At 51.7% G+C, this 23,244-nt stretch carries 23 protein-coding genes and 1 pseudogene; 6 read left to right on the top strand and 18 right to left on the bottom strand.

Going from position 1 to position 23,244, the window contains the following annotated elements; all coding sequences use genetic code 11:
- Positions 1–61 precede the first annotated feature (61 nt).
- The 6 genes from JFT91_RS10340 (at position 62) to JFT91_RS10365 (ending at position 5,302) form a co-directional block, all read left to right on the top strand.
- On the top strand, positions 62–868 hold the full coding sequence (locus JFT91_RS10340) for an ABC transporter permease (RefSeq protein WP_201232333.1): 807 nt from the start codon (positions 62–64) through the stop codon (positions 866–868).
- A 5-nt stretch (positions 869–873) separates the two neighbouring features.
- Positions 874–1,617, top strand: a complete 744-nt coding sequence (locus JFT91_RS10345; protein WP_201232334.1) for an ABC transporter ATP-binding protein — start codon at positions 874–876, stop codon at positions 1,615–1,617.
- A 4-nt stretch (positions 1,618–1,621) separates the two neighbouring features.
- Positions 1,622–2,758 carry a DegT/DnrJ/EryC1/StrS family aminotransferase gene (locus JFT91_RS10350; protein WP_201232335.1) on the top strand — a complete coding sequence of 379 codons (1,137 nt, stop codon included), beginning with the start codon at positions 1,622–1,624 and terminating at the stop codon, positions 2,756–2,758.
- Positions 2,759–2,822: 64 nt separating this feature from the next.
- The gene (locus tag JFT91_RS10355) at positions 2,823–3,575 is read left to right on the top strand and encodes an NAD-dependent epimerase/dehydratase family protein (RefSeq protein WP_201232336.1); all 753 of its coding nucleotides are present in this window, start codon (positions 2,823–2,825) and stop codon (positions 3,573–3,575) included.
- Positions 3,576–3,588: 13 nt separating this feature from the next.
- Positions 3,589–4,569 (top strand): ATP-grasp domain-containing protein, encoded by a 981-nt coding sequence (locus JFT91_RS10360; RefSeq protein WP_201232337.1) that lies wholly within the window; start codon positions 3,589–3,591, stop codon positions 4,567–4,569.
- Position 4,570: 1 nt separating this feature from the next.
- The gene (locus JFT91_RS10365) at positions 4,571–5,302 is read left to right on the top strand and encodes a metallophosphoesterase family protein (RefSeq protein WP_201232338.1); all 732 of its coding nucleotides are present in this window, start codon (positions 4,571–4,573) and stop codon (positions 5,300–5,302) included.
- Positions 5,303–5,331: 29 nt separating this feature from the next.
- Here JFT91_RS10365 and JFT91_RS10370 read toward each other — a convergent pair whose 3' ends face one another.
- The 18 genes and pseudogenes from JFT91_RS10370 to serC all read right to left on the bottom strand — a co-directional run bounded on the left by JFT91_RS10370 (position 5,332) and on the right by serC (position 23,244).
- The gene (locus JFT91_RS10370; RefSeq protein WP_201232339.1) at positions 5,332–6,255 is read right to left on the bottom strand and encodes a glycosyltransferase family 2 protein; all 924 of its coding nucleotides are present in this window, start codon (positions 6,253–6,255) and stop codon (positions 5,332–5,334) included.
- Between the two features lie 35 nt (positions 6,256–6,290).
- On the bottom strand, positions 6,291–7,643 hold the full coding sequence (locus tag JFT91_RS10375) for a glycosyltransferase family 4 protein (protein ID WP_201232340.1): 1,353 nt from the start codon (positions 7,641–7,643) through the stop codon (positions 6,291–6,293).
- Entirely contained in the window at positions 7,643–8,260 is a 618-nt protein-coding gene (locus JFT91_RS10380; RefSeq protein ID WP_201232341.1) for a glycosyltransferase, read from the bottom strand. The genes JFT91_RS10375 and JFT91_RS10380 overlap by 1 nt, the downstream gene beginning before the upstream one ends.
- The gene (locus JFT91_RS10385; protein ID WP_201232342.1) at positions 8,257–8,874 is read right to left on the bottom strand and encodes a glycosyltransferase family protein; all 618 of its coding nucleotides are present in this window, start codon (positions 8,872–8,874) and stop codon (positions 8,257–8,259) included. Before JFT91_RS10385 ends, JFT91_RS10380 begins: the two co-directional genes overlap by 4 nt.
- Before the next feature lie 109 nt (positions 8,875–8,983).
- On the bottom strand, positions 8,984–9,952 hold the full coding sequence (locus JFT91_RS10390; protein WP_201232343.1) for a UDP-glucose 4-epimerase family protein: 969 nt from the start codon (positions 9,950–9,952) through the stop codon (positions 8,984–8,986).
- A pseudogene (locus JFT91_RS10395) lies at positions 9,949–10,871 on the bottom strand (glycosyltransferase). Before JFT91_RS10395 ends, JFT91_RS10390 begins: the two are co-directional and overlap by 4 nt.
- Before the next feature lie 51 nt (positions 10,872–10,922).
- The gene (gene rfbA, locus JFT91_RS10400; RefSeq protein ID WP_201232344.1) at positions 10,923–11,813 is read right to left on the bottom strand and encodes a glucose-1-phosphate thymidylyltransferase RfbA; all 891 of its coding nucleotides are present in this window, start codon (positions 11,811–11,813) and stop codon (positions 10,923–10,925) included.
- Positions 11,810–12,706: a dTDP-4-dehydrorhamnose reductase gene (gene rfbD, locus JFT91_RS10405; protein ID WP_201232345.1), complete on the bottom strand. Its 897-nt coding sequence runs from the start codon at positions 12,704–12,706 to the stop codon at positions 11,810–11,812. Before rfbD ends, rfbA begins: the two co-directional genes overlap by 4 nt.
- Positions 12,703–13,779 carry a dTDP-glucose 4,6-dehydratase gene (gene rfbB, locus JFT91_RS10410; protein ID WP_201232346.1) on the bottom strand — a complete coding sequence of 359 codons (1,077 nt, stop codon included), beginning with the start codon at positions 13,777–13,779 and terminating at the stop codon, positions 12,703–12,705. Before rfbB ends, rfbD begins: the two co-directional genes overlap by 4 nt.
- A gap of 226 nt (positions 13,780–14,005) precedes the next feature.
- Positions 14,006–14,245: a lipopolysaccharide assembly protein LapA domain-containing protein gene (locus tag JFT91_RS10415; protein WP_201230948.1), complete on the bottom strand. Its 240-nt coding sequence runs from the start codon at positions 14,243–14,245 to the stop codon at positions 14,006–14,008.
- A gap of 30 nt (positions 14,246–14,275) precedes the next feature.
- Positions 14,276–14,572: an integration host factor subunit beta gene (ihfB, locus tag JFT91_RS10420; protein WP_003189779.1), complete on the bottom strand. Its 297-nt coding sequence runs from the start codon at positions 14,570–14,572 to the stop codon at positions 14,276–14,278.
- A gap of 153 nt (positions 14,573–14,725) precedes the next feature.
- On the bottom strand, positions 14,726–15,004 hold the full coding sequence (locus JFT91_RS10425) for a hypothetical protein (RefSeq protein WP_201205606.1): 279 nt from the start codon (positions 15,002–15,004) through the stop codon (positions 14,726–14,728).
- A gap of 205 nt (positions 15,005–15,209) precedes the next feature.
- On the bottom strand, positions 15,210–16,898 hold the full coding sequence (gene rpsA / locus JFT91_RS10430; RefSeq protein WP_123375503.1) for a 30S ribosomal protein S1: 1,689 nt from the start codon (positions 16,896–16,898) through the stop codon (positions 15,210–15,212).
- A 119-nt stretch (positions 16,899–17,017) separates the two neighbouring features.
- Positions 17,018–17,707 (bottom strand): (d)CMP kinase, encoded by a 690-nt coding sequence (gene cmk, locus JFT91_RS10435; protein WP_201232347.1) that lies wholly within the window; start codon positions 17,705–17,707, stop codon positions 17,018–17,020.
- Positions 17,704–19,911 carry a bifunctional prephenate dehydrogenase/3-phosphoshikimate 1-carboxyvinyltransferase gene (locus JFT91_RS10440; RefSeq protein WP_242489250.1) on the bottom strand — a complete coding sequence of 736 codons (2,208 nt, stop codon included), beginning with the start codon at positions 19,909–19,911 and terminating at the stop codon, positions 17,704–17,706. Before JFT91_RS10440 ends, cmk begins: the two co-directional genes overlap by 4 nt.
- Positions 19,912–19,939: 28 nt before the next feature.
- Positions 19,940–21,052, bottom strand: coding sequence for a histidinol-phosphate transaminase (hisC, locus tag JFT91_RS10445; RefSeq protein WP_201232348.1), 1,113 nt, complete (start codon positions 21,050–21,052; stop codon positions 19,940–19,942).
- Between the two features lie 12 nt (positions 21,053–21,064).
- Positions 21,065–22,159 (bottom strand): prephenate dehydratase, encoded by a 1,095-nt coding sequence (gene pheA, locus JFT91_RS10450; protein WP_016770924.1) that lies wholly within the window; start codon positions 22,157–22,159, stop codon positions 21,065–21,067.
- Positions 22,159–23,244 carry a 3-phosphoserine/phosphohydroxythreonine transaminase gene (gene serC, locus JFT91_RS10455; RefSeq protein WP_201232349.1) on the bottom strand — a complete coding sequence of 362 codons (1,086 nt, stop codon included), beginning with the start codon at positions 23,242–23,244 and terminating at the stop codon, positions 22,159–22,161. Before serC ends, pheA begins: the two co-directional genes overlap by 1 nt.

Consider the following 23,244-nt stretch of genomic DNA (forward strand, 5'->3'; position numbering starts at 1 on the left):
CAGGCAACAAACGGATGGTCGCCCTCCCTCACCGGACGGCGCCCTGTGAGGAATAAGCAATTTGGCCCTCGAGCCTCGGATAAAATATTGTGTTCATTGCTTTTTTAAAGAGATATTCCAATACAAATTAGTGCTAAAACAACTAATTTGGCAACAACTGACCATTCGCTACAGACGAACCGCGCTCGGATTTTTCTGGACATTGCTGAATCCGCTGCTCACCATGATAGTAACGTCCGTCGTTTTTTCGATGATCATGCGATGGCCTCTTAAAACATTTGCAATTTTTCTGTTCTCCGGCCTGGTTCCATTCACGTTGTTCTCCAACTGTATTGGACAAGGGATGCAAGCGTTGTTAAACAACGAATCCCTTATAAAGAAAATACATATCCCCAAGCAAATTTTTGTAATTTCCATATCCGTCAGCCTGCTGGTAGACGCAATATTCAGCACCATCTGCCTGTTTATTATCGCACTTGCCATTGGCGCCCCGTTTACCGCCTCGCTGTTTATTCTGCCTATAAACTTCCTGCTCCTGTTCTGTTTTGCCGTGGGCCTGACACTAGCCTTGAGCATTGCTACCGTTTCATTCCGAGACCTGCCTAATATCGTCGGCGTGATTCTCCAGGCTCTTTATTACCTGACCCCGATCATATACCCACTCACATTTGTGCCCGAAGCGTACAAGTGGATATTCGCTCTAAACCCGTTGACGCTATTTGTCGAAATTTTCCGACTACCGATTTACGAAGGCAATATCGCATCACTCGATGTCTACGCAAAAGTAATCGCACTCGCACTTCTCAGCATGGCTTTTGGTGTTTACACATTCAAAAAACATGATCGATTCATAGTATTCAAGTTGTGATCGATATGAATTCAAATATCTCGATAAAAAACCTAAATCTGAACTTCCGTCTGTATCACGACAAAGGTCAGTCGTTAAAAGAATTTTTTGCCGGCCTGCTGAAACGCCGCGGAAAAGTAAAGTACACGGAGTTCCGCGCCCTCAAGGATCTCAACCTGGAGATCACTCACGGAGATAGAATCGGCATCGTAGGCCATAACGGCGCAGGCAAGAGCACGTTGCTTAAAGCGATATGCGGGATCTATCATCCGACCGAAGGTAGCGTGACTGTCAATGGTCGAATTGCTCCCCTGCTAGAAATTGGAGCAGGCTTCAACGTGGAGCTGAGCGGTAGAGACAACATCTACCTAAACGGCGCGATTCTGGGCTACAGCACATCCATGCTGAAGAAAATCGAGCCCGAAATCATCGAGTTTACTGGGCTCGCAGAGTTTATCGACACGCCGGTCAAGTACTATTCGACCGGTATGTACATGCGTTTGGCGTTTGCGATTGCCACAGCCGTCCATCCGGACATCCTTATTCTTGATGAACTGTTTGCCGGTGGCGACGCAGAGTTTATCGATAAGGCTTTGTTGCGAATGCATGAATTTATTGACAGCTCCAGCATCATGGTGTTTGTTTCCCACCAGCCGGATCTATTGAAAAAACTATGCAACAGAGTTATCTGGATTGACCATGGCAGCATTGTCGAAGACGGCCTTCCAGAAGTAGTTATAAACAAATATTTAAGCAAACACGCGGGGTGATATGATGGCCGTTCAACTTTTTGTTCCTAATTTCAGAGTAGATGAATGCCTTGAGGGCATCCGTGAGTGCCTTGAAAAGGGCTGGACTGGCCTGGGTTTCAAGACTGTCGAGTTTGAGGAATCCTGGAAAGCTTACACCGGTCTGCCGCACGCACACTTCCTCAGTTCAAACACTGTGGGCCTGCACTTGGCATTCCACATGATGAAGACAAAGTACGGCTGGGGAGATGACGCCGAAGTCATTACGACTCCACTGACCTTCGTCTCCACCAACCATGCGATTGTTCAGGCTGAACTGACCCCTGTTTTTGCTGACGTCGATGAATATCTTTGCCTCGACCCTGTGGATGTGGAGCGCAAGATTACCGACAAAACCAAGGCCCTTATCTTCGTAGGCATTGGCGGTAACATCGGTCAATACGCTAAAGTGCTCAAGCTGTGTAAAGATCGCGGGATCAAGGTCGTTCTGGATGCCGCCCACATGGCCGGCACACGTGTAGACGGCAAGCACGTCGGACACGATGCAGACGTAACTGTATTCAGTTTCCAGGCTGTCAAAAACCTTGCTACCGCCGACTCCGGAATGATCTGCTTCGCAGATGCAGAGGATGACGCACGCGCCCGCAAGCTTTGCTGGTTGGGGATTAACAAGGACACCTTCGCCCGCACTGTGAGCCAAGGCGCCTACAAATGGATGTACGACGTTGAAGAACTGGGTTTCAAATACCACGGCAACTCCGTCATGGCGGCAATCGGCCTGGTATCGCTGAAGTATCTTGATCGCGACAACGCCTACCGTCGTCAGTTGGCCAAATGGTACGAAGAAGCTTTGGCAGGTGATGAACTCATCCGCGCAGTCCAGATTGCGCCTGGGTGCGAATCTTCCCGCCACCTGTACCAGGTCCGAGTAGACAAGCGAGATGAAGTCCTGATGGCTCTTAACGAGTACGAGATTCACCCAGGCGTTCACTACCGCGACAACACTGAATATAAACTTTATGCATCTGGCGCGGGCACCTGCCCTGTTGCCCACGAAATCAATAAAGAACTGATTTCGCTACCAATGCATATGGGCGTGACCCAACAGGATGTGCAGTTTATCGCTGAGAAGCTGAAAACCGTCGTACGCATAGGGAACTGATTATGAATCTGCGCTGCAAGTACTCCCCCTCTTCCGCGTTGCGGTAACCGGGGCAACTGGTTATTTGGGTCTAAAACTACTGGAGGCTTTTGACGCCTCTGACTTTTTAGATACTGATTTCAGTTGTGTACCTGCAGGCGCAGTAATAATCCACCTTGCGGCAAACATGCAGAACAGCCGGGAAGCGCTCGCTGAGAATATGCTGATCGATACTCACGTATTGGAGCAAGTCAACGAAAAGCATCGCGGCTTGATATTTGCCTCAACCAACAATGTTTATCCTTTTGCGCTGAACTGCAAGACCTCGGACAACCTGAGATGTAACGACTATTACTCAGCCGCTAAAATTTTCGCCGAAAAGCTCTTTGATGACTGCATCAAACTCCCCTTCGTTTCAATTCGAATAGCAGATGTCTTTGGTGTAGGGCAAAAGCACGGAAACTTCTTCAGAGCCATAGAACAAAGCATCCGTACAAATAACAGTCTGTCACTCTTCGGAGCAGGCTCAAAGAGACGAACCTATATTCATGCCACTGAATTGGTTTTGTTTCTAAAATGGATTGCCGTTGACGGATTTGACCTTGCTACTGCAAAGAGAGCATTGAACGTTGGGTATTCGGATTCAGCGAGCGTTCTCGAAATTGTGACGAAAGTCGCTGAGCACTCCAAGCTCGATGTCATTTTCAAAAGTATTGAAAATGACCGTTCTCATTTCGATATAAGAACCATGCAGACTTCGTTCCTGAGCGGTTACACCCCGAAATGGAGCTCTTTTCAAGAGGCGCTCACTGACTATGTCGAAGAAATTAATTTATAGGTTATAGAAACTCATGAACATCTTGATTACCGGCGCAGGCTCAGTGATGGGGCAAAGCATTTATAAAGCTTTGGCCTACCATGATTTTGGTGCCCCTTTGAATATTCATTTCGCCAACAGCGATGAGCTGGGTGCAGGTCGCTTTTTCGCCCTGCCATCCGCCCCAGTAGTAAAAACCCCTATCTTCCCACTGGCAGCGGCCCCAGAGTACCACTCACACCTGCGCCAGTACGTCAAAGATCATGACATCGATATCGTTTTCTCTGGAACGCAGCACGAGCTCTCGGCTGTTGCACTATTTCGAGATGAAACACTGAAGGCTGCTACACTTTCCTCGAAAATTGCCGGCATTTGCATGGACAAGGTAGTGACTTCCGAAGTTTTGAGCCAACACGGCGTCCGAGTTCCTCAGACAAGTGAGCTGACTGACTATCTGGAATCCGCCAGCATTGCAGGCCCGGTTATCATCAAACCAAACCACAGTTCTTCATCTCGCAGCATTTATAAAGCAAATAACCTGAGCGACGCTAAAAAGCTTGTGTCGGAAGAAAACATCAAGTCTGAGGCCTTCCTCGTACAAGAAATGCTCACGGGCGACGAGTACACGTGCGGCTGCTATGTCGACCGCTATACTAAAGAAATAAACCACATTGTCTTCAAACGCACGCTTACTCCTGATGGTGCCACTTCTTACGGCGAAATAGTCGTCAATGATCAAATTTCCGAGTACCTGAGTCAGATCGGCCAGTCGCTAATTAAAGAGGGATTGGATTTCGGACATTTCAACGTGCAATTGATCATGACCGAGTCCGGCCCTGTACTGTTCGAAATTAATGGCCGACTTAGCTCAACAGAGGCCTCTAAGGCCCACTACGGCTACAACTCATGCGCGGCATTCGTTTACAACGTCGTGATGCAACAGCCATTTGAAGACTGGAACATTGCAAAATCCGGACGCTTCCTCCGTTACTACGAAGAGTTGTATTTTAAATAAAATGAAATGCCTCCAGCTCCCCCTGCCTGTTCGCAAAACACCTGTATTCATCATTGCAGACGTGCACGCAAACCTGCCCGCACTTGTAGCTGTATTGAATTCGATACCGGCCGGAGCAGACATTTTGTGCGCCGGCGACCTGCTAGGTTACTACACAGAGCCAAATGAAGTATGCAGATTGCTGATAGAACGCAAAGTACATTGCATAAAGGGAAACCACGACAAGTATGTACTTGGGGAGCTGGAGTATCCGCAGAGCCGGGAGTCCAAGTATCGAATTCAACAGACCAGAGACGCCCTTCATCTTGAAAACCTTGAGTGGGTCGCGTCACTTCCGGATGCTATTGATGTCACATTCACATTGAACTCCGATGACGGGCCGCAAACGATCTGTCGTTTGAAAATCGCCCACGGAAGCCCCAATAACGCCGAAGAGTACATATACAAGAATACCGATATCGAATTTTCCTGGCCTGACCAAACTGAATATCTTGTGCTGGGACACACTCACCATCCCATGCAGAGAGCACTGGATTCGGGCATCATTATCAATCCAGGTTCCGTTGGCCAAGCTCGAGATCGGATCCCGGGAGCTTGCTATGCCGCTTTCAATCCTGTCGTGAAAAAAGTGGAGTTTTTTAGAGCAAAATATGATATTGAGAGCTATCAGAAAAAGCTACGAGACCACTGTATTCAGGATGCCATGATTGAGATACTTTCGCGGACATCGTAATTCTCTGAAATACGCTTATCATCAAACTTTCAGCTCTTTAGCTTTCCTGTTACTCCAGAAAGCCCATCCCTTACGCCCCGAATCATCATTTTGACGCAGGCCATTCGAGACTCTGAAAAAAGACCAAAAAAAACAAGAGCTCTCAAGCAACGAGCAATATCAGCAAGTTTCCACTTGAGAGGCATGTAGGCTCGACGCTGAAGCAATACACTGTTTCTAAACATATAGTAATAGCGAAACGGTGAATGGTACGGGACCGTTCTCCATCTCAAGAACCAGAATCTGACTCTATGATCACCCAACGAATGGAGCATCACCGCATCCGCTACACCAAACAGTTTATAACCCTGAGAAGTTGCACGAAAACACCACTCGGTATCGACGTGATCAATAAATAGACTGGCATCCACCCCTCCGACATCATCCAAAACAGACATTGGAATGACGGATCCAGATGAAATCAGAAAATCGGCCTCGATGGGACCCTGCCCCTGGATGTAGTGCGTACGACTAAAGCCAAACAGCCCCACCCGTACAAAACTTGATAGAACACCTGCCTGTGCATCCTTATAGCATGGTGCAACCGCTCCCACGCGCACACCCTGCCCCTCCAGTTGCGCAGCGGTCCGTAGCAGCTTATCGATCATTCCCTGCTCAGGGCAACTGTCCTGATCAAACAAGGCGACATACTTACTTTTCTTTTTTCCAGCGAATTCAATGCCTACGTTCTGAGCGTGGCCAATACCAAAGTTGTCATCCAAAACAATAACATCAAGGTTTTTCATTGCCGCCTTAAACTCACTGAACAAACCCGCTGCACCAGGAGTCGCATTATCCACAATGACAATATTATCTGCCTGCTCAGCCAACACAGAAAGCAGGGTTGCCAGATGATCGTAATCTGGATGATAGGTAATTATTACAGCACAAACCGGCAATTCTGGAATACTCATAAATTACTCAAAAAAATGCTTAATTGCTTTAAAAATCAGCGCAGGCGCTTGGAAATCTTTCTGATGAAAACTGCGAACACCGAGCGAATTCCTCCGGATGCATAAAGCCTACGTAGACGCAGCCAAAAACTCAGAGGAGATCCTTTGTTGGCATAACGCTTGCGGACAAGCACTCGATCCGGTGAAACTGTAATCTTATGAAAACGCTCTATCAAGGGTTCGACCAAAATATCCCAACGATAACTTGCCGAATTACGGATAACTTGTTCGCTATACGCCTGCCTTACCATACGATCCCTGCTAATTACCTCAACGGCAGAAACCCAGCCTTCTACATCCTCATAATCAACCGCAATACCCATACCTTCAGTTAGAAGGGAATCGCCAAAAACATCACCCTTGGTTGCGATAATCGGCAATCCGCACCAAATATAATCCAGCATTCGCGTGCGAAAAGAAAAACGAGTTTCAGGATTATTATAGTGAGCGCTTATTCCGGCATCGGCATCCAACAGAAAATTATGGCGATCGCTGTAATCTACCCATCCAAAATTGAAATGTACCAAGTCTCCATTCACACCAAGTCGCGTCGCCAACTCAACGGCTTGAGTACACATATCGGGCTGGGCTATTCCAGGATTAGGATGTTTTACTCCGATAAATACCAAATGGACGCGCGTACCTTTTAGAGCCAATTGGTGAATTGCCCTAATGGGCGTCAGCGGGTCAAACCACTGATACAGCCCCCCTCCCCACACAAGTACGACATCATCATCAGGAATATTGAACGCCTCACGAATCGCTGGGCGGGTTGCTACAGGACGCTCAATGGCCAATCCGAACGGTAGCAATGAAATGAGGTCAGACAAATTTGCATGACTAGCGATAGGCCAACGATGCGCATTTATTCGACCCGCTACGGTCAGCGCCCCAAGCCAAAAGTCTCGCTGCTTTTCACTTGCACACAAGAAATGATCAGCAAAAACGAGCTGTTCATGAAGAACCTCAGAAAGAAAATTACTTGTGTATCCCCTGATATCAATATCGTCTTTGCTTGAAGCCTGATGATATTCCAAGGGGACAGGGCAATAGAGATCGGCAACAAGAACACCCGGTATTTTTTTCAGAAATGGATTCGCCCTAAGTGCATCCCCCTGAAAAATTACTATATCAACCGTCTGAGCATCACGCTGAAATTTAGGGTCCGCAAAAACATATCGTTCAAAAGGAAGATCGACATTAAAATCAATCTCCGGAGCGCAGAGCTTTACGTGTAAGCTTTCAGAAAGAGCCTTAGCTAACTCTACGCACCTGATAGCCGGCCCGGCCATTTTCGACCCGACCACATCATTACAGACGATTAATACACTCTTCCTCAGCACATTCATTAGCTTTTATATATAGAGAAAACGGCAATCAACACAAACAGCATAAAAAACCTTCTCACATTAAGTCTACGTAGTAGCGACTTAAATTTTCTGAAAAAAATCATCACCAGCATCGGTACCACGGGGGCAGTGGCCAACGACTTCTTCGCATGATAAAAGTTATGCACATAATATTGTTTTACATAATAAAAACGAAACGCAGTGGCCGAATCGTAAGGCATACTGGAAACCAGACCCTCAAAAGATTCGCGCCAGGCAGGAATAATTGCCTCATGAGAATATGTAGCCTTTACAAACTTGAAAGCCTCATGTGAAATTTTTTCATGTAAGGATTTGTTATCTATAAGCTTTTTAATCGCTGCCACCCAATCACCTGGCTTATTTGCCACCAACAAGCCAGAAATCTCATGTTGGACACTGCCTATAAAGGGATTGGTATTACTGTAAACAGCAGGGATCTTACATCCCCCATACTCTCTGAATTTATTATTGGTCTTGGAGGCATTGAATACGCTCTCCATCAATGGCGCCAAGCCAACCGTCCAGCCTCTAGAAACTTTTAATTCCAAAAATGTAGCGTAGTCTGACGAACCCGGGAACCACTGAACATTATTCATTTCCCGTAATTTATCGGATACCCCCCAATAAACTCAAAACGAACATCCGGCCGATCTTTGCCCATTTGGGCGACAACATCTTCGAGCAATTCAAATTCTTCTTTTTTATAGCCTCCAGCATAACCAACTGCTGCTCCTACGGATGGCTCAAACGCGGGCGCCTCTATGCTCTCAACAAGATCGACATCAAAAGGTACAGGTAGCAACTCACACTTTACCGAGGGAAATCTCCGAGTAATAAAGTCAGCCAGCATTGGACTATGAGTAATTATGAACTCTGCACCTTGAACAAAGGCATCCAGGGATGCCACTACATCTGCAGACTGATAGTAACGCGCGAGTTCAGAAGTACCTGTAATCTTCCAAAAATTATCGTCCAGATAATAGATATAAGGCACGCCATTTTTTTTAAGATAATCAGGCACCCACACATATCTTGGATCACAAGAGCGACAAAATATATTTAAGCCATTTACCAGTGCTCGCCAATTAATGGACCCCAACTGTCTGGTATGACAGTTTTCAGTGCCCACCATATCGCCCAGAAAGCGGGAAATGATTCGCGCGGTGGAAATATCACCCTCAATCCAAAAATTTATCGACTTGATAGACATAAACGGTCCATAACATTAGAGATTTATCTACAGAGCAGGCTATTTAGCGTGCACCGCTTATTGTGTAACGGGCCAAATGACCAATCATCTTCATGCGGGACCTCACAACCTACAACGCTTTGACGTGATTGATCATGAAAAACTCCGCAGTACGTCGCAACGACGTCCCAACATTCATTACAGGTGTCCAGTTCAGTATTTCACGATTCTTGGCTATATCGACTTGAAGCGAACTACAGATACGACTGGCAACACTCTGCTTTCTAAGCATAGTACCTGCCAGTAAAATCAACCATTCGGGAATCGCAACCAGTCGCGCTTTTACACCCAGTGCGCCGGCCAGGCATTTGAGCAATTGAGTCGTAGACAAATCTGCACCGTCAGATACCAGAAATGTCTGGTTAGCGGCGGCTGGATGGTCGATGCAAGTAATGATCAAATCCAGAAGATTTTCGATCGAAACCAGGCTTCGCTGGTTATAAATCGAACCAAATGGTAGTGGGACACCTCGAGCAAGCCATTGCAACATGCTCAGAAAGTTCGCCTTGACTCCCGGCCCATAAATCAGCGGTGGTCGGATGATAACAACCTCCATATCCGTCTCAGCGGCTAATTTCTTCAAACCTTCTTCAGCCTCGAACTTCGAAATTGCATACGGATCAATAGGGCTTGGCACGTCATCGGCCTTGAACGGCCGCCCCTTCACAGTCGCCTCACCATTAACCTTGATCGTGCTGAGGAAGATGAAACGCTTTACCCCCGATTTGGCGGCATGCCTTGCTAGCTCTAGCGTTCCCGCCACATTAGCTTTTCTGTATTCGGCCAAAGCATCAGAAGCAGATTCCTTCATAACGTGGACTCGTGCTGCCGTATGGACGACAACACTCGCACCATGTAACTCAGGCAGCAATAAAGGCCCGCTCAAGTTGAAGTTCGTAACAGAACATAAGCCCTGACACCGTGTGACAGAGCGTGTTGCTGCGACAGGTACAAATCTTTTCCCCAACAACAAACGGAAGACCAGAGCCTCACCTACGAATCCCGTCGCACCAGTAACCAAAACTTTCTGAGCCGTCATTTGAGACCCGTTCCGATAACCGCAGTAATAAAGCAAACAAAAAAGAAGTAAAACTTATCCCGTAAACGTCGCCTGCACTGCCAAGCAGAAAGAGAAAGTATCAAAAGATGGGGGCGCCGTAACAGAAGCCATTTACGAACAAAAGGATGGCTTTCCAGCCCGACCAACTCGGTGATAAGACGCACTTGACTGAACCACCAACCAGACCGAATTTTTTTAAGCGAGTAAACAGTTGATCAACGCCAGTATTTGCGCCTACCTGGTTATTATCGTGCTGACGATAGCTCATTGTAGGTACGGGATCGATATACCATGAATAGCCATGGCTACGCGCAAACGCGTAAAAAAACCAATCATGCAGGCTAACACTCTGCAGGCCTACCCATTTTTCAAGCATCTTAGCCTTCAGCGCGGTGAACAGCTTCTCGCTAAAAACGTAGGTACACCCAGGTCCCGCCGCCTCGAAGAGGAAGTCCCAAGCCACCTGATCTTGCGCCTTATCCAGCAACATTTTCTTCCCATTAGGCCAAAATGCTGTGACATTACTTGAGTAGGCGTCAACGCCACGACCTCTCAATACGTCGATCGATCGTCGTAGCTTGTCAGAATGCCAGACGTCGTCCTGATCTGAAAACGCAACGAACTCGTAATCATCAAGCGCAACGTCGCGGATCAAACGAAAGAAATTTCTTGCGGCGCCACCAAATGGACCAGCATCAGGAAGTAACTTGACCTGTGGGTACTTCGCAGATAATGCCGAACACCAGCCCTTGGTACCGTCATTAGAAGGGTCAATACTTATGTAAACAGTTAAATCGACACCTGACTGACGCAGGATAGATTCAAGCTGCTCCTCGATCCAACGCATTCCATTATAGGCTGCCAGTAATACTGCAATTTTCGGATATTTTACTGGCATGCCATTCCTGCTTGCACGGATCGAGCGCTTAATTGAAATCCAATATTTTAGTTAGAGAGAGTTCGATTCCAGCAACTTTTTCAGATACTGGCCATAGCCAGTCTTCTTCAATGCTTCAGCTTGCTCAGCCAACTGCTCGTCCGTGATCCAACCGTTGTTAAAGGCGATTTCTTCCAAACAAGCAACCTTCAATCCCTGACGATGTTCTATCGTATGAACAAAATGACTAGCCTCCAGTAGCGAGTCATGGGTACCAGTATCCAGCCAGGCAAAGCCGCGCCCCAGCATTTCGACGCTCAGGGCCTTCTTCTCAAGATAAGCCCGATTGACATCCGTGATCTCCAGTTCACCGCGCTCAGAAGGTTTTATGCTCTTGGCAATCTCAACAACCTGATTGTCGTAAAAATACAACCCCGTCACTGCGTAGCTGGACTTCGGCTTAAGCGGCTTCTCTTCGATACTCAATGCGCAACCCGAAGCGTCAAACTCAACGACGCCAAATCGTTCCGGATCTGACACATGATAACCGAAGACTGTCGCACCATGCTTCTGACTGCTCGCGGATCGTAAATTATCCGAGAAGTGCTGACCGTAGAAAATATTGTCGCCCAAGATCAAGCAGCATGGATCCTTGCCAATAAACTCTTCACCAATAATGAATGCTTGAGCCAAGCCATCCGGGGAAGGCTGTTCAGCATAGGTCAACTCGATGCCGTATCGACTTCCATCACCGAGCAGCTTACGAAAATTAGGCAAATCCTCTGGAGTCGAGATGATCAATATCTCTCTCATACCAGCGAGCATCAGTACCGAAAGCGGATAAAAAATCATTGGCTTGTCGTAGATAGGCAACATTTGCTTGGACACACCCAGAGTAAGCGGATGCAAGCGCGTTCCCGAACCGCCAGCCAAGATAATTCCCTTACGATTGATATTGATCATTTGTTAAAGACTTCCATAAGCATTCTATTTACGCCACTCTGCCAATCCGGCAAGTGCAAGGAAAAATTATTTCGGAGCTTTGCGGTATTCAAACGCGAATTCAAAGGTCGGCGGGCTGGTGTTGGATAAGCACTTGACTCGATAGGCTCTACCGTTTTCACCATCATTGTTTCGCCGCGATCTCTCGCAAACTCAATGACATGAGAAGCATAGCCGTGCCATGAAACTTCACCAGCCGCAACCAAATGATAAATACCGCATAATTGCGGCGACTTTTGCACCTGCAGAATGGCATGCGCGGTCACATCCGCAATCAAGTCACTTCCCGTAGGAGCCCCAACCTGATCAAAAATCACACTTAGACTCTCTCGCTCCCTGGCAAGCCTTAGCATGGTTTTTGCAAAGTTGTTCCCCCAAGTCGAGTAGACCCAACTTGTCCGAAAAATCAGATGCCTACAACCAGAAGCAATAATAGCTCGCTCACCCTCAAGCTTGCTGAGTCCATACTGATTCGCAGGTACGGCACTGTCACCCTCTCGCCACGGGCTTATACCCTGACCACTGAACACGTAATCTGTAGAGTAGTGGACCAACAGGGCATCCAACGATTTCGCCTCTTCAGCCATCACCTTGCTCGCCTGAGCATTTACCAGGAAAGCCAGATCGCTGTCGGATTCCGCTTTATCTACTCCGTTGTAAGCTGCCGCATTCACAATCACATCAGGTTTGACATGACGAATAGTTGCGCGAAGTGCAACAAGATCTGTTAAATCACCCTTAAGACCTTCCTCTGAAACACCTCGACCAAGAGCAATCAGCTCGCCCAGCGGCGCCAGGGAGCGCTGAAGCTCCCAACCCACCTGACCGTTTTTTCCCAGTAAAAGAACTCTCATGTTTTCTTAGAGCGATCGCTGTAATTCTGATCAATCCACTGCTGGTAGCTGCCACTCTTCACGTGCTCAACCCACTCAGTGTTATTCAGGTACCACTCGACAGTCTTGCGTATGCCGGTTTCAAAGGTTTCTTCCGGAGTCCAGCCCAGCTCACGCTGAATCTTGCTTGCATCGATCGCATAGCGCTGGTCATGACCAGGACGATCCTGCACGTAAGTGATCAGACTTGCATGCGGACGATGCGTAGAGTCAGGACGTAATTCATCCAGCAACGCACAGAGCGTATGCACAACTTCGATGTTCTGCTTCTCGTTGTGACCGCCGATGTTGTAGGTCTCACCGATTACACCTTCGGTCACGACTTTATACAAAGCACGAGCGTGATCTTCGACATAGAGCCAATCTCGAACTTGATTGCCTTGGCCATAAACAGGCAAAGGCTTGCCTTCAAGCGCGTTGAGAATGATCAGCGGGATCAATTTCTCAGGGAAGTGGCAAGGGCCGTAGTTGTTCGAGCAGTTGGTAACTAACGTCGGCAAACCATAAGTACGAGCCCAGGCGCGAACGAGGTGATCGGAGCTAGCCTTGCTGGCTGAATAAGGCGAGCTTGGCTGATAAGGCGTGACTTCAGTGAAGAGGTCTTCCGGCCCTTCTAGATCACCATAAACTTCGTCAGTCGAAATATGATGAAAGCGGAAGCTGGCTTTGCGCGAATCATCGAGTGCCGCCCAATAATGGCGTGCAGCTTCAAGAAGAGTGTAGGTACCGATGATGTTGGTCTGAATGAACTCGGAAGGCCCAGAGATAGAGCGATCAACATGAGATTCAGCCGCCAGATGCATGATGGCATCCGGTTGATGCTCACGTAGAACACGATCGATTTGATCGCGATCACAGATATCAACGCGCTCAAATGCGTATCGCGAGTCATCACTGACCTCAGCCAAAGACTCCAGATTACCGGCGTACGTCAACTTGTCGACGTTGACGACAGAATCGGCAGTGCTGGAGATGATGTGTCGAATGACTGCCGAGCCGATGAACCCGGCGCCGCCGGTTACTAGAATTTTCACGCGAAACCATACCCTTGAGCTGCGGACAGTGACACCAATGAGCACTGTCTAATCCATGAACGCAGAAACCATCAAAACTTGTGGCTTCCGTCAGAGTCAGTCTGAATCGATGTGGGAATAGGCCACTATCGAACAAGGGGTGCATTTTACAGCTTAATGAACGTTTTACTAATGGATATAGACAGACTGAAGCGCAATTTCGACAGAAGCCCTATACCTGTCGTTTTCAGACAAGGCGCTTGCGTGCTGCTCTGGACGAGCGACCCAAAAACCAGCCAAGTATTGGACCGATAAACATACCGATCAGCAACGCAACGACAACGACTAGGGAAACCGGAAGTTGAGGCCCGGACCAACCCAAAAACAACAACGACACTGATTGCTGGTTCTCAAGCACAAACGCCAGGATAACCAACACCAGAAAAAGAATAAAAACGCCAAGAAGTATGCGCTTGAGATTACGCATAAGCATTTCCCTGATAATTAGCAGCGAGGATCAAACGCCCTCCTCCTCTTCCTCATTCACCCGATCACGCAATTCTTTACCCGGCTTGAAATGCGGAACAAATTTGCCGTCAAGGCTGACGGACTGACCGGTCTTCGGATTACGTCCGACGCGCGGTGCACGGTAGTGCAGAGAGAAACTGCCAAACCCACGGATCTCGATGCGATCACCGGTGGCCAGACACTGGGACATTTGTTCAAGCATGGTCTTGATGGCCAGCTCCACATCCTTGGATGAGAGCAGCCCTTGATGGGTGACAATTCGTTCGATCAACTCCGACTTCGTCATATTTTTCCCTTCTTTTTCAAGCAGCTAGATCAGCGCTTGAAAGGTTTTAGCACGCCCGGAAGATTTTGAACAGCCCAGGGATTGACATATCTTCACCAGCGTCGAAACGCCCATTTTCAGGGCGTCAAATCAACAAACTGGACGAGCTCTCACTCAGCGGCACATCACCAGCATGGTTCGCGTCACGTAGCCTGCTGGATTGAAGCCAAAGGGAAACTCATCTTCATCCTTGGCCTGATCCGATCGCGTCACCACTTTGTAGCCGGCGCCCTTGCACTCCTTTGCAGCGCGCTTCTGGCACTTCTCCCAACCGGAGCCCAACCCCGAACAATCAATCTCTATTCCACTGACGCCACGCACCGCATGAGTCTTGGCGCTTGTGGTACACCCCGCCAAAACCAGGATTGCTGCGAGGACAATAAACTTGTTCATCCATTTCCTTATGTCAGGCTATACCCGACTATCGCATGCTTAAGACCAAGCTTAGTCGCGAATAGGCGATTGATCCGATTAAAGAAACAGACAACCAACAAAAGCAATTGGTTTCAACTATCAGCCCAGCACACCACCCCGCCTCACCAAATCGCAGGCACAAAAAAGGGCGACCGAAGTCGCCCTTTTTACAATCAAACAGAACTTAGTTCTGTTTGGCCGCCATTGCTTGGCGCAGCAGGCCAGCCATGGTGGTGTCAGCAGCTTCACCTTCCGGAGCAGTTTTCAGGCTCTGGATAGCTTCTTTCTCTTCAGCATCATCTTTCGACTTGATGGAGAGTTGGATCACGCGGCTCTTACGATCAACGCTGATGATCTTGGCTTCTACTTCCTGGCCTTCTTTCAGAACGTTGCGCGCGTCTTCAACGCGGTCACGGCTGATTTCGGAGGCTTTCAGAGTCGCTTCGATATCGTCGGCCAGAACGATGATGGCGCCTTTGGCGTCAACTTCTTTCACGGTGCCAGTAACGATTGCGCCTTTGTCGTTAACCGAGACGTACTCGGAGAACGGATCGCTTTCCAGTTGCTTGATACCCAGGGAGATACGCTCGCGCTCTGGGTCAACCGACAGGATAACGGTGTCCAGCTCGTCGCCCTTCTTGAAACGACGAACAGCTTCTTCGCCCACTTCGTTCCAGGAGATGTCGGACAGGTGAACCAGACCGTCGATGCCGCCGTCCAGACCAATGAAGATACCGAAATCGGTGATCGACTTGATGGTGCCGGAGATTTTATCGCCCTTGTTGAACTGGCCAGAGAAATCTTCCCATGGGTTAGATTTGCACTGCTTGATGCCCAGGGAGATACGACGACGCTCTTCGTCGATGTCCAGAACCATAACTTCCACTTCGTCGCCGACTTGTACGACTTTCGAAGGGTGGATGTTCTTGTTGGTCCAGTCCATTTCCGAAACGTGTACCAGACCTTCAACGCCTTCTTCCAGCTCAGCGAAGCAGCCGTAGTCGGTCAGGTTGGTTACACGAGCGGTAACGCGAGTGCTTTCTGGGTAACGGGCTTTGATAGCAACCCATGGATCTTCGCCCAGCTGCTTCAGGCCCAGGGAAACACGGTTGCGTTCGCGATCGTATTTCAGAACCTTAACGTCGATTTCGTCACCAACGTTGACGATCTCGGAAGGATGCTTGATGCGCTTCCAGGCCATGTCGGTGATGTGCAGCAGGCCGTCCACGCCACCCAGATCGACGAATGCGCCGTAATCGGTGAGGTTTTTAACGATACCTTTGACTTGCTGGCCTTCCTGCAAGGATTCCAGCAGAGCTTCACGCTCGGCGGAGTTCTCGGCTTCCAGGACGCTGCGACGGGAAACGACAACGTTGTTGCGCTTCTGGTCCAGCTTGATGACCTTGAATTCCAGCTCTTTGCCTTCCAGGTGCGTGGTGTCGCGCACTGGACGGACGTCAACCAGGGAACCTGGCAGGAACGCACGGATGCCGTTAACGTCGACAGTGAAGCCGCCTTTAACCTTACCGTTGATAACGCCCTTGACCACTTCCTCGGCTGCGAAGGCAGCTTCCAGAACGATCCAGCACTCAGCGCGCTTGGCTTTTTCACGGGACAGCTTGGTTTCACCGAAACCGTCTTCAACCGAGTCCAGAGCAACGTGAACTTCGTCACCGACATTGATAGTCAGATCGCCAGCGTCGTTGTAGAACTGCTCAAGCGGGATGAGTGCTTCAGACTTCAGGCCAGCGTGAACGGTTACCCAGCGAGCTTGGTAATCGATATCAACGATAACACCGGTGATGATGGAGCCTGCCTGAAGGTTCAGGGTTTTTAGGCTTTCTTCAAAGAGTTCCGCAAAGCTTTCGCTCATTTTAATTCCTGTAAATGAGGGCGAAGGATACGCCCATCTCCACACCCCAGACGGTGTGGGTTAGTTTCATATAGAAGAAGCGCCGCAGGACTATGACTGGTCCCCTGTGGCCTTCTTGGTCACCCGGCGATATCGCGAATGGCGATCTCGCTCATGATGCGTTCAAGCACCTGATCGATGGACAACTCCGTGGAATCCAGCTGTATGGCGTCAGCCGCCGGTTTAAGCGGGGCTACCGCTCGCTGGGTGTCACGCTCGTCGCGCGCACGGATCTCATCTAGCAGACTCGACAGACTAACACCCTCGACTTTTCCCTTCAACTGCAAATATCGACGGCGCGCTCTCTCCGCGGCACTGGCGGTCAGGAAAATCTTCAGCGGTGCACCAGGAAAAACCACCGTCCCCATGTCGCGACCATCGGCCACCAGACCCGGCGCTTCCTGGAAAGCACGCTGGCGCTGCAGCAGCGCCTCGCGCACAGCCGGCAAAGCCGCCACTTGCGAAGCGCCGGAACCGATGCTTTCAGTGCGAATCACGTCGCTGACTTCGTCACCTTCAAGGATGATGCGTTGCAGCTGACCGTCGGTCGCCGCAATGAACTGAACATCCAGATGAGCGGCGAGTTTCTTCAGCAGCTCTTCATTGGTCAGGTCAACACCATGGTTGTGCGCAGCGAATGCCAGCAAGCGGTAAAGCGCACCGGAGTCCAGCAGATTCCAGCCCAGACGCTTGGCCAGGATCCCGGCGACGGTGCCTTTGCCCGAGCCACTTGGCCCATCAATGGTGATGACCGGTGCAATGTTTTTCACGACTGAGCCTCTTGTGCCACACGAATACCGACCTGCGCGCACAACGCGAGGAAGTTCGGGAACGACGTCGCGACGTTGGCGCAATCATGGATGCGGATCGGTGCAGTGGCGCGCAGCGATGCAACGCTGAAAGCCATCGCAATACGGTGATCGCCGTGACCATGCACTTCGCCGCCGCCAATCTGGCCACCGTCGATGATGATGCCGTCCGGCGTCGGCTGGCATTTTACGCCCAGCGCGAGCAAACCATCCGCCATCACCTGGATACGATCCGACTCCTTGACCCGCAGCTCTTCGGCGCCAGTCAGTACAGTGCGCCCTTCGGCACAGGCAGCCGCGACGAACAGCACCGGGAACTCGTCGATGGCCAGTGGAACCAGCTCTTCCGGAATCTCGATACCTTTGAGTTTAGCCGCTCGCACGCGCAGGTCAGCCACAGGCTCACCGCCGACTTCACGCTGGTTTTCCAGAGTGATGTCCGCACCCATCAGGCGCAGGATGTCGATGACGCCGGTACGGGTCGGGTTGATGCCGACGTGCTCAAGTACCAGCTCCGAACCTTCGGCAATCGAAGCCGCTACCAGGAAGAACGCCGACGACGAGATGTCGCCCGGCACCTCAATATGAGTCGCGGTCAATTTGCCGCCGGACTCGACCGACGCCGTAGCGCCTTCAACGCTGACCGGGTAGCCGAAACCGCGCAGCATGCGCTCGGTGTGGTCACGGGTCGGCGCAGGTTCAGTAACGGTAGTCTTGCCTTCAGCATACAAACCGGCGAGCAGCAGGCAGGATTTCACCTGAGCACTGGCCATCGGCATGGTGTAGGTCAGGCCTTTGAGCTTGTGACCGCCACGAATAGTCATCGGCGGACGACCTTCAGCGGCGGTTTCGATCACGGCACCCATTTCACGCAGTGGATTGGCCACGCGATTCATCGGACGCTTGGACAGCGAAGCATCGCCAGTCAGGGTGCTGTCGAAGTTCTGCGCGGCCAGCAGGCCGGACAGCAGACGCATCGAGGTCCCTGAGTTGCCCAGATAGATCGGGCCCGGCGCAGGTTTCAGGCCGTGCAGGCCAACACCGTGAATGGTCACACGACCGTGGTGCGGGCCTTCGATGACCACGCCCATGTCGCGGAACGCCTGCAAGGTCGCCAGAGCGTCTTCACCCTCAAGGAAACCTTCGACTTCGGTGACGCCTTCGGCCAGCGAACCGAGCATGATCGAACGGTGGGAAATGGATTTGTCACCCGGTACGCGAATCCGACCGGACAGGCGGCCACCAGGTTGAGCCAGGAAGATCAGATCGTTGGAATTCATAGCGTCCACATAGGCCCTGCGGGCCAGGATTTTACTGAAATGCTCGCGGGCAACCCGGGCGCGAGTGAAAACGCCCAACAATTGGTGCCCATCCCCTGCATCGACCGCGTCGCGCAAGGCGTCGAGGTCGCTGCGAAATGTATCGAGTGTGCGCAGAACAGCCTCGCGGTTGGCGAGGAAGATGTCGTGCCACATCACCGGGTCGCTTCCGGCGATTCTTGTGAAATCGCGGAAACCACCGGCAGCGTAACGGAAGATCTCTAGATTTTCATTGCGCTTGGCCAATGAATCGACCAGGCCGAAGGCCAGCAAGTGCGGCAGATGACTGGTCGCAGCCAGCACTTCATCGTGACGCTCGACCTGCATGTGCTCGACGTCGGCGCCCAATTCGCGCCACAGACGGTCAACCACGGCCAGTGCAGCCGGATCGGTTTGCTCAAGCGGCGTGAGGATCACTTTGTGACGACGGAACAGCTCGGCGTTAGAGGCTTCCACCCCGCTCTGCTCGGATCCGGCAATCGGATGCCCCGGCACGAAACGCGCCGGCATACCACCAAACGCTTCGGTCGCCGCGCGCACCACATTGCCTTTGGCGCTGCCGACGTCGGTCAGAATCGCCGAGCCCAGATCCATGCTCGCCAGACGCGCGAGCACTTTTTCCATCGCCAGAATCGGCACCGCCAACTGAATCACGTCCGCGCCCTGGCAGGCTGCCACCAGGTCGTCTTCACAGCGATCCACCACACCCAACTCGACCGCCAGCTTGCGCGATTGCGGATCGAGATCGACCCCGACCACTTCGCGGCACACGCCGCTTTCACGCAAGCCTTTGGCAAAAGAACCACCGATTAATCCCAGACCGACCACTACAAGGCGACCGATCATAGGTGCAGCAGATTGCATTGCAGTGACATCACCCACGAGCCAGAACCTTGCGCAGCGCTTCGAGGAAACGGCTGTTTTCCGCCGGCAGACCAATGGTCACCCGCAGGTGGTTCGGCATGCCGTAGTTGGCCACCGGACGTACGATCACACCTTCAGCCAGCAAGCCCTGGAACACCGGAGCGGCTACTTGAGCGAGATCGACGCAGATAAAATTGCCTTTGGACTCGATCCAGCCCAGACCCAGCTCACGGAAACCCGCTTGCAGTTGCTGCATGCCGGACTCGTTGAGCTGACGACTTTGCGCCAGATATTCTTCGTCCTTCAACGCCGCACACGCCGCCGCCAAGGCGAGACTGTTGACGTTGAATGGCTGGCGAACGCGGTTCAGCACGTCAGCAACCACCGGAGTGGACAAACCGTAGCCAACACGCAATGCCGCCAGGCCATAGGCTTTGGAGAAAGTGCGCGAAACCAGCAGATTCGGGTAAGCGGCGAGGAAATCCAGACCGTCCGGCAGATCGCTGCCTTCGGCGTATTCGATGTACGCCTCGTCCAACACCACCAACACATGCTCCGGAACATCCTGCAGGAACTCGTCCAGCGCTTCAGCGCCGAACCAGGTACCGGTCGGGTTGTTCGGGTTGGCGATGAACACCACGCGGGTGTTGGCGTCGATGGCGGCAAGCATCGCAGGCAGGTCATGCCCCCATTCTTTGGCCGGAACCACTTTGGCCTGAGCGCCGACAGCCTGAGTGGCGATCGGATACACCGCAAAAGCGTGCTCACTGAACACGGCATTCAGGCCCGGCGCCAGATAGGCGCGCGCCACCAGCTCAAGAATGTCGTTGGAGCCGTTGCCCAGAGTGACCTGATTCAGTTCGACACGGCACTGCTCGGCCAGCAGGGATTTCAGCGCAAAACCGTTACCGTCCGGATAGCGGGTCAGCTCGGCCAACTCTTCACGGATCGCCGCCAAGGCTTTCGGGCTGGCGCCCAGCGGGTTTTCATTACTCGCCAGTTTGACGATTTTTGCCGGATCCAGATCCAGCTCGCGCGCCAGTTCGTCCACAGGCTTGCCCGGAACGTACGGCGAAAGTTGTTGCACGCCCGGCTGTGCCAGAGCGAGGAAATTGCCACTCATTACTACCGCCCCTTACAGAACTGCTTTCGGGTAGGAACCCAGCACTTTGAGTGCTACTGCTTCCTGACTGATCTTTTCCAATACACCTTTGATCAACGGATCACGGTGATGGCCGACGAAGTCGATGAAGAACACATAGGTCCATTTGCCGCTGCGCGACGGACGGGTTTCGATACGGGTCAGGTCGATACCGTTGTCATGGAACGGCACCAGCAGCTCGTGAAGCGCGCCAGGCTTGTTGCTCATCGAAACAATGATCGAAGTCTTGTCGTCACCGGTCGGCGGCACTTCCTGGTTACCGATCATCAGGAAGCGCGTCGAGTTGTCCGGACGGTCTTCGATCTTCTCGGCCAGACGGGTCAAGCCATACAGACCAGCCGCCATGTCGCCGGCAATCGCTGCCGAGTTCCACTCGCCCTTAACCCGCTTGGCCGCTTCGGCGTTGCTCGACACCGCCACGCGCTCGACATTCGGGTAATGCGCGTCCAGCCACTTGCGGCACTGGGCCAGCGACTGCGCGTGGGAGTAAATGCGGCTGATGCTGTCGGTCTTGGTGTTTTCACCGACCAACAGGTGATGGTGGATACGCAGCTCAACTTCGCCGCAGATCACCATGTCGTGTTCAAGGAAGCTGTCCAGCGTGTGGTTGACCGCGCCTTCGGTGGAGTTTTCCACCGGCACCACGCCAAAATTCACCGCACCCGCCGCCACTTCACGGAACACTTCGTCGATCGCCGCCATCGGCTTGCTGATCACTGCGTGACCGAAGTGCTTCATGGCCGCAGCCTGGGTGAATGTGCCTTCAGGGCCGAGGTAAGCCACTTTCAGCGGCTGTTCCAGCGCCAGGCACGACGACATGATTTCGCGGAACAGCCGCGCCATCTCTTCGTTGCCCAGCGGCCCCTGATTGCGTTCCATCACACGCTTGAGCACCTGAGCTTCACGCTCGGGACGATAGAACACCGGCACTTCGCCTTCGGCCAGCGAGGCCATCTTTACTCGCGCGACTTCCTGGGCGCAACGCGCACGCTCACTGATCAGCTCGAGGACTTTGGTGTCCAGAGCGTCAATGCGAACGCGCAGTGCCTTGAGTTCTTGCTCGGACATCAGCCGTGTTCCTTCTCGAATTCAGCCATGTATGCCACCAGCGCGTTGACCGCGGTGATGTCGACAGCGTTATAGATGGAGGCGCGCATGCCGCCCACCGAGCGGTGACCCTTGAGGTTGAGCAGACCGCGCTCGTCGGCACCGACCAGGAACGGCTTGTCCAGACGGTCATCAGCCAAGCGGAACGGCACGTTCATCCACGAGCGGTCCGACTTGTTGATCGGGTTGCTGTAGAGGCCGCTGGCGTCGATGAAATCGTACAGCGTGCGCTGTTTGACGTCGTTGAGTTGGGCGATGGCTTCAACGCCGCCCTGCTCTTTCAGCCACTGGAAGACCAGACCCGACAGGTACCAGGCCAAGGTCGGCGGCGTGTTGTACATCGAACCGTTATCGGCCGCGACTTTGTAGTCGAGCATGGTCGGGCACAGCGAGCGCGCCTTGCCGAGCAAGTCTTCGCGGATGATGTTGACGACGATGCCGCTCGGGCCGATGTTCTTCTGTGCACCGGCGTAGATCATGCCGAAACGCGAGACATCAACCGGACGCGAAAGAATGTCCGAAGACATGTCGGCCACCAGCGGCACATCACCGGTTTCCGGGATCCACTGGAATTCCAGACCGCCGATGGTTTCGTTCGGCGCGTAGTGAACGTAAGCGGCGTCTTTCGACAGGTTCCACTCGTTCTGGCCGGGAATGGCGAAATAGTCGTAAGGCTTGGCGGTGGCGGCGACGTTGACGTGACCGTAGCGCGAGGCTTCTTCGATGGCTTTCTGCGACCAGATGCCTGTATCGATATAGTCGGCAGTGCCGCTTTCCGGCAACAGGTTAAGTGGAATCTGCGCGAACTGCTGGCTGGCGCCACCTTGCAAAAACAGCACTTTATAGTTCGAAGGGATATTCAGCAGGTCACGCAGGTCCTGCTCGGCCTGGGTGGCAATGGACACGAACTCATCACTGCGATGGCTCATTTCCATGACCGACAGACCCTTGCCGTGCCAATCAAGGAGTTCACCCTGGGCGCGCTGCAGGACAGCTTCAGGAAGCGCCGCAGGACCGGCGCAGAAGTTATAGGCTCGCTTGCTCAC

The sequence above is a fragment of the Pseudomonas sp. TH08 genome (assembly GCF_016651275.1).
In the GTDB taxonomy this organism is placed as follows: Bacteria; Pseudomonadota; Gammaproteobacteria; order Pseudomonadales; family Pseudomonadaceae; genus Aquipseudomonas.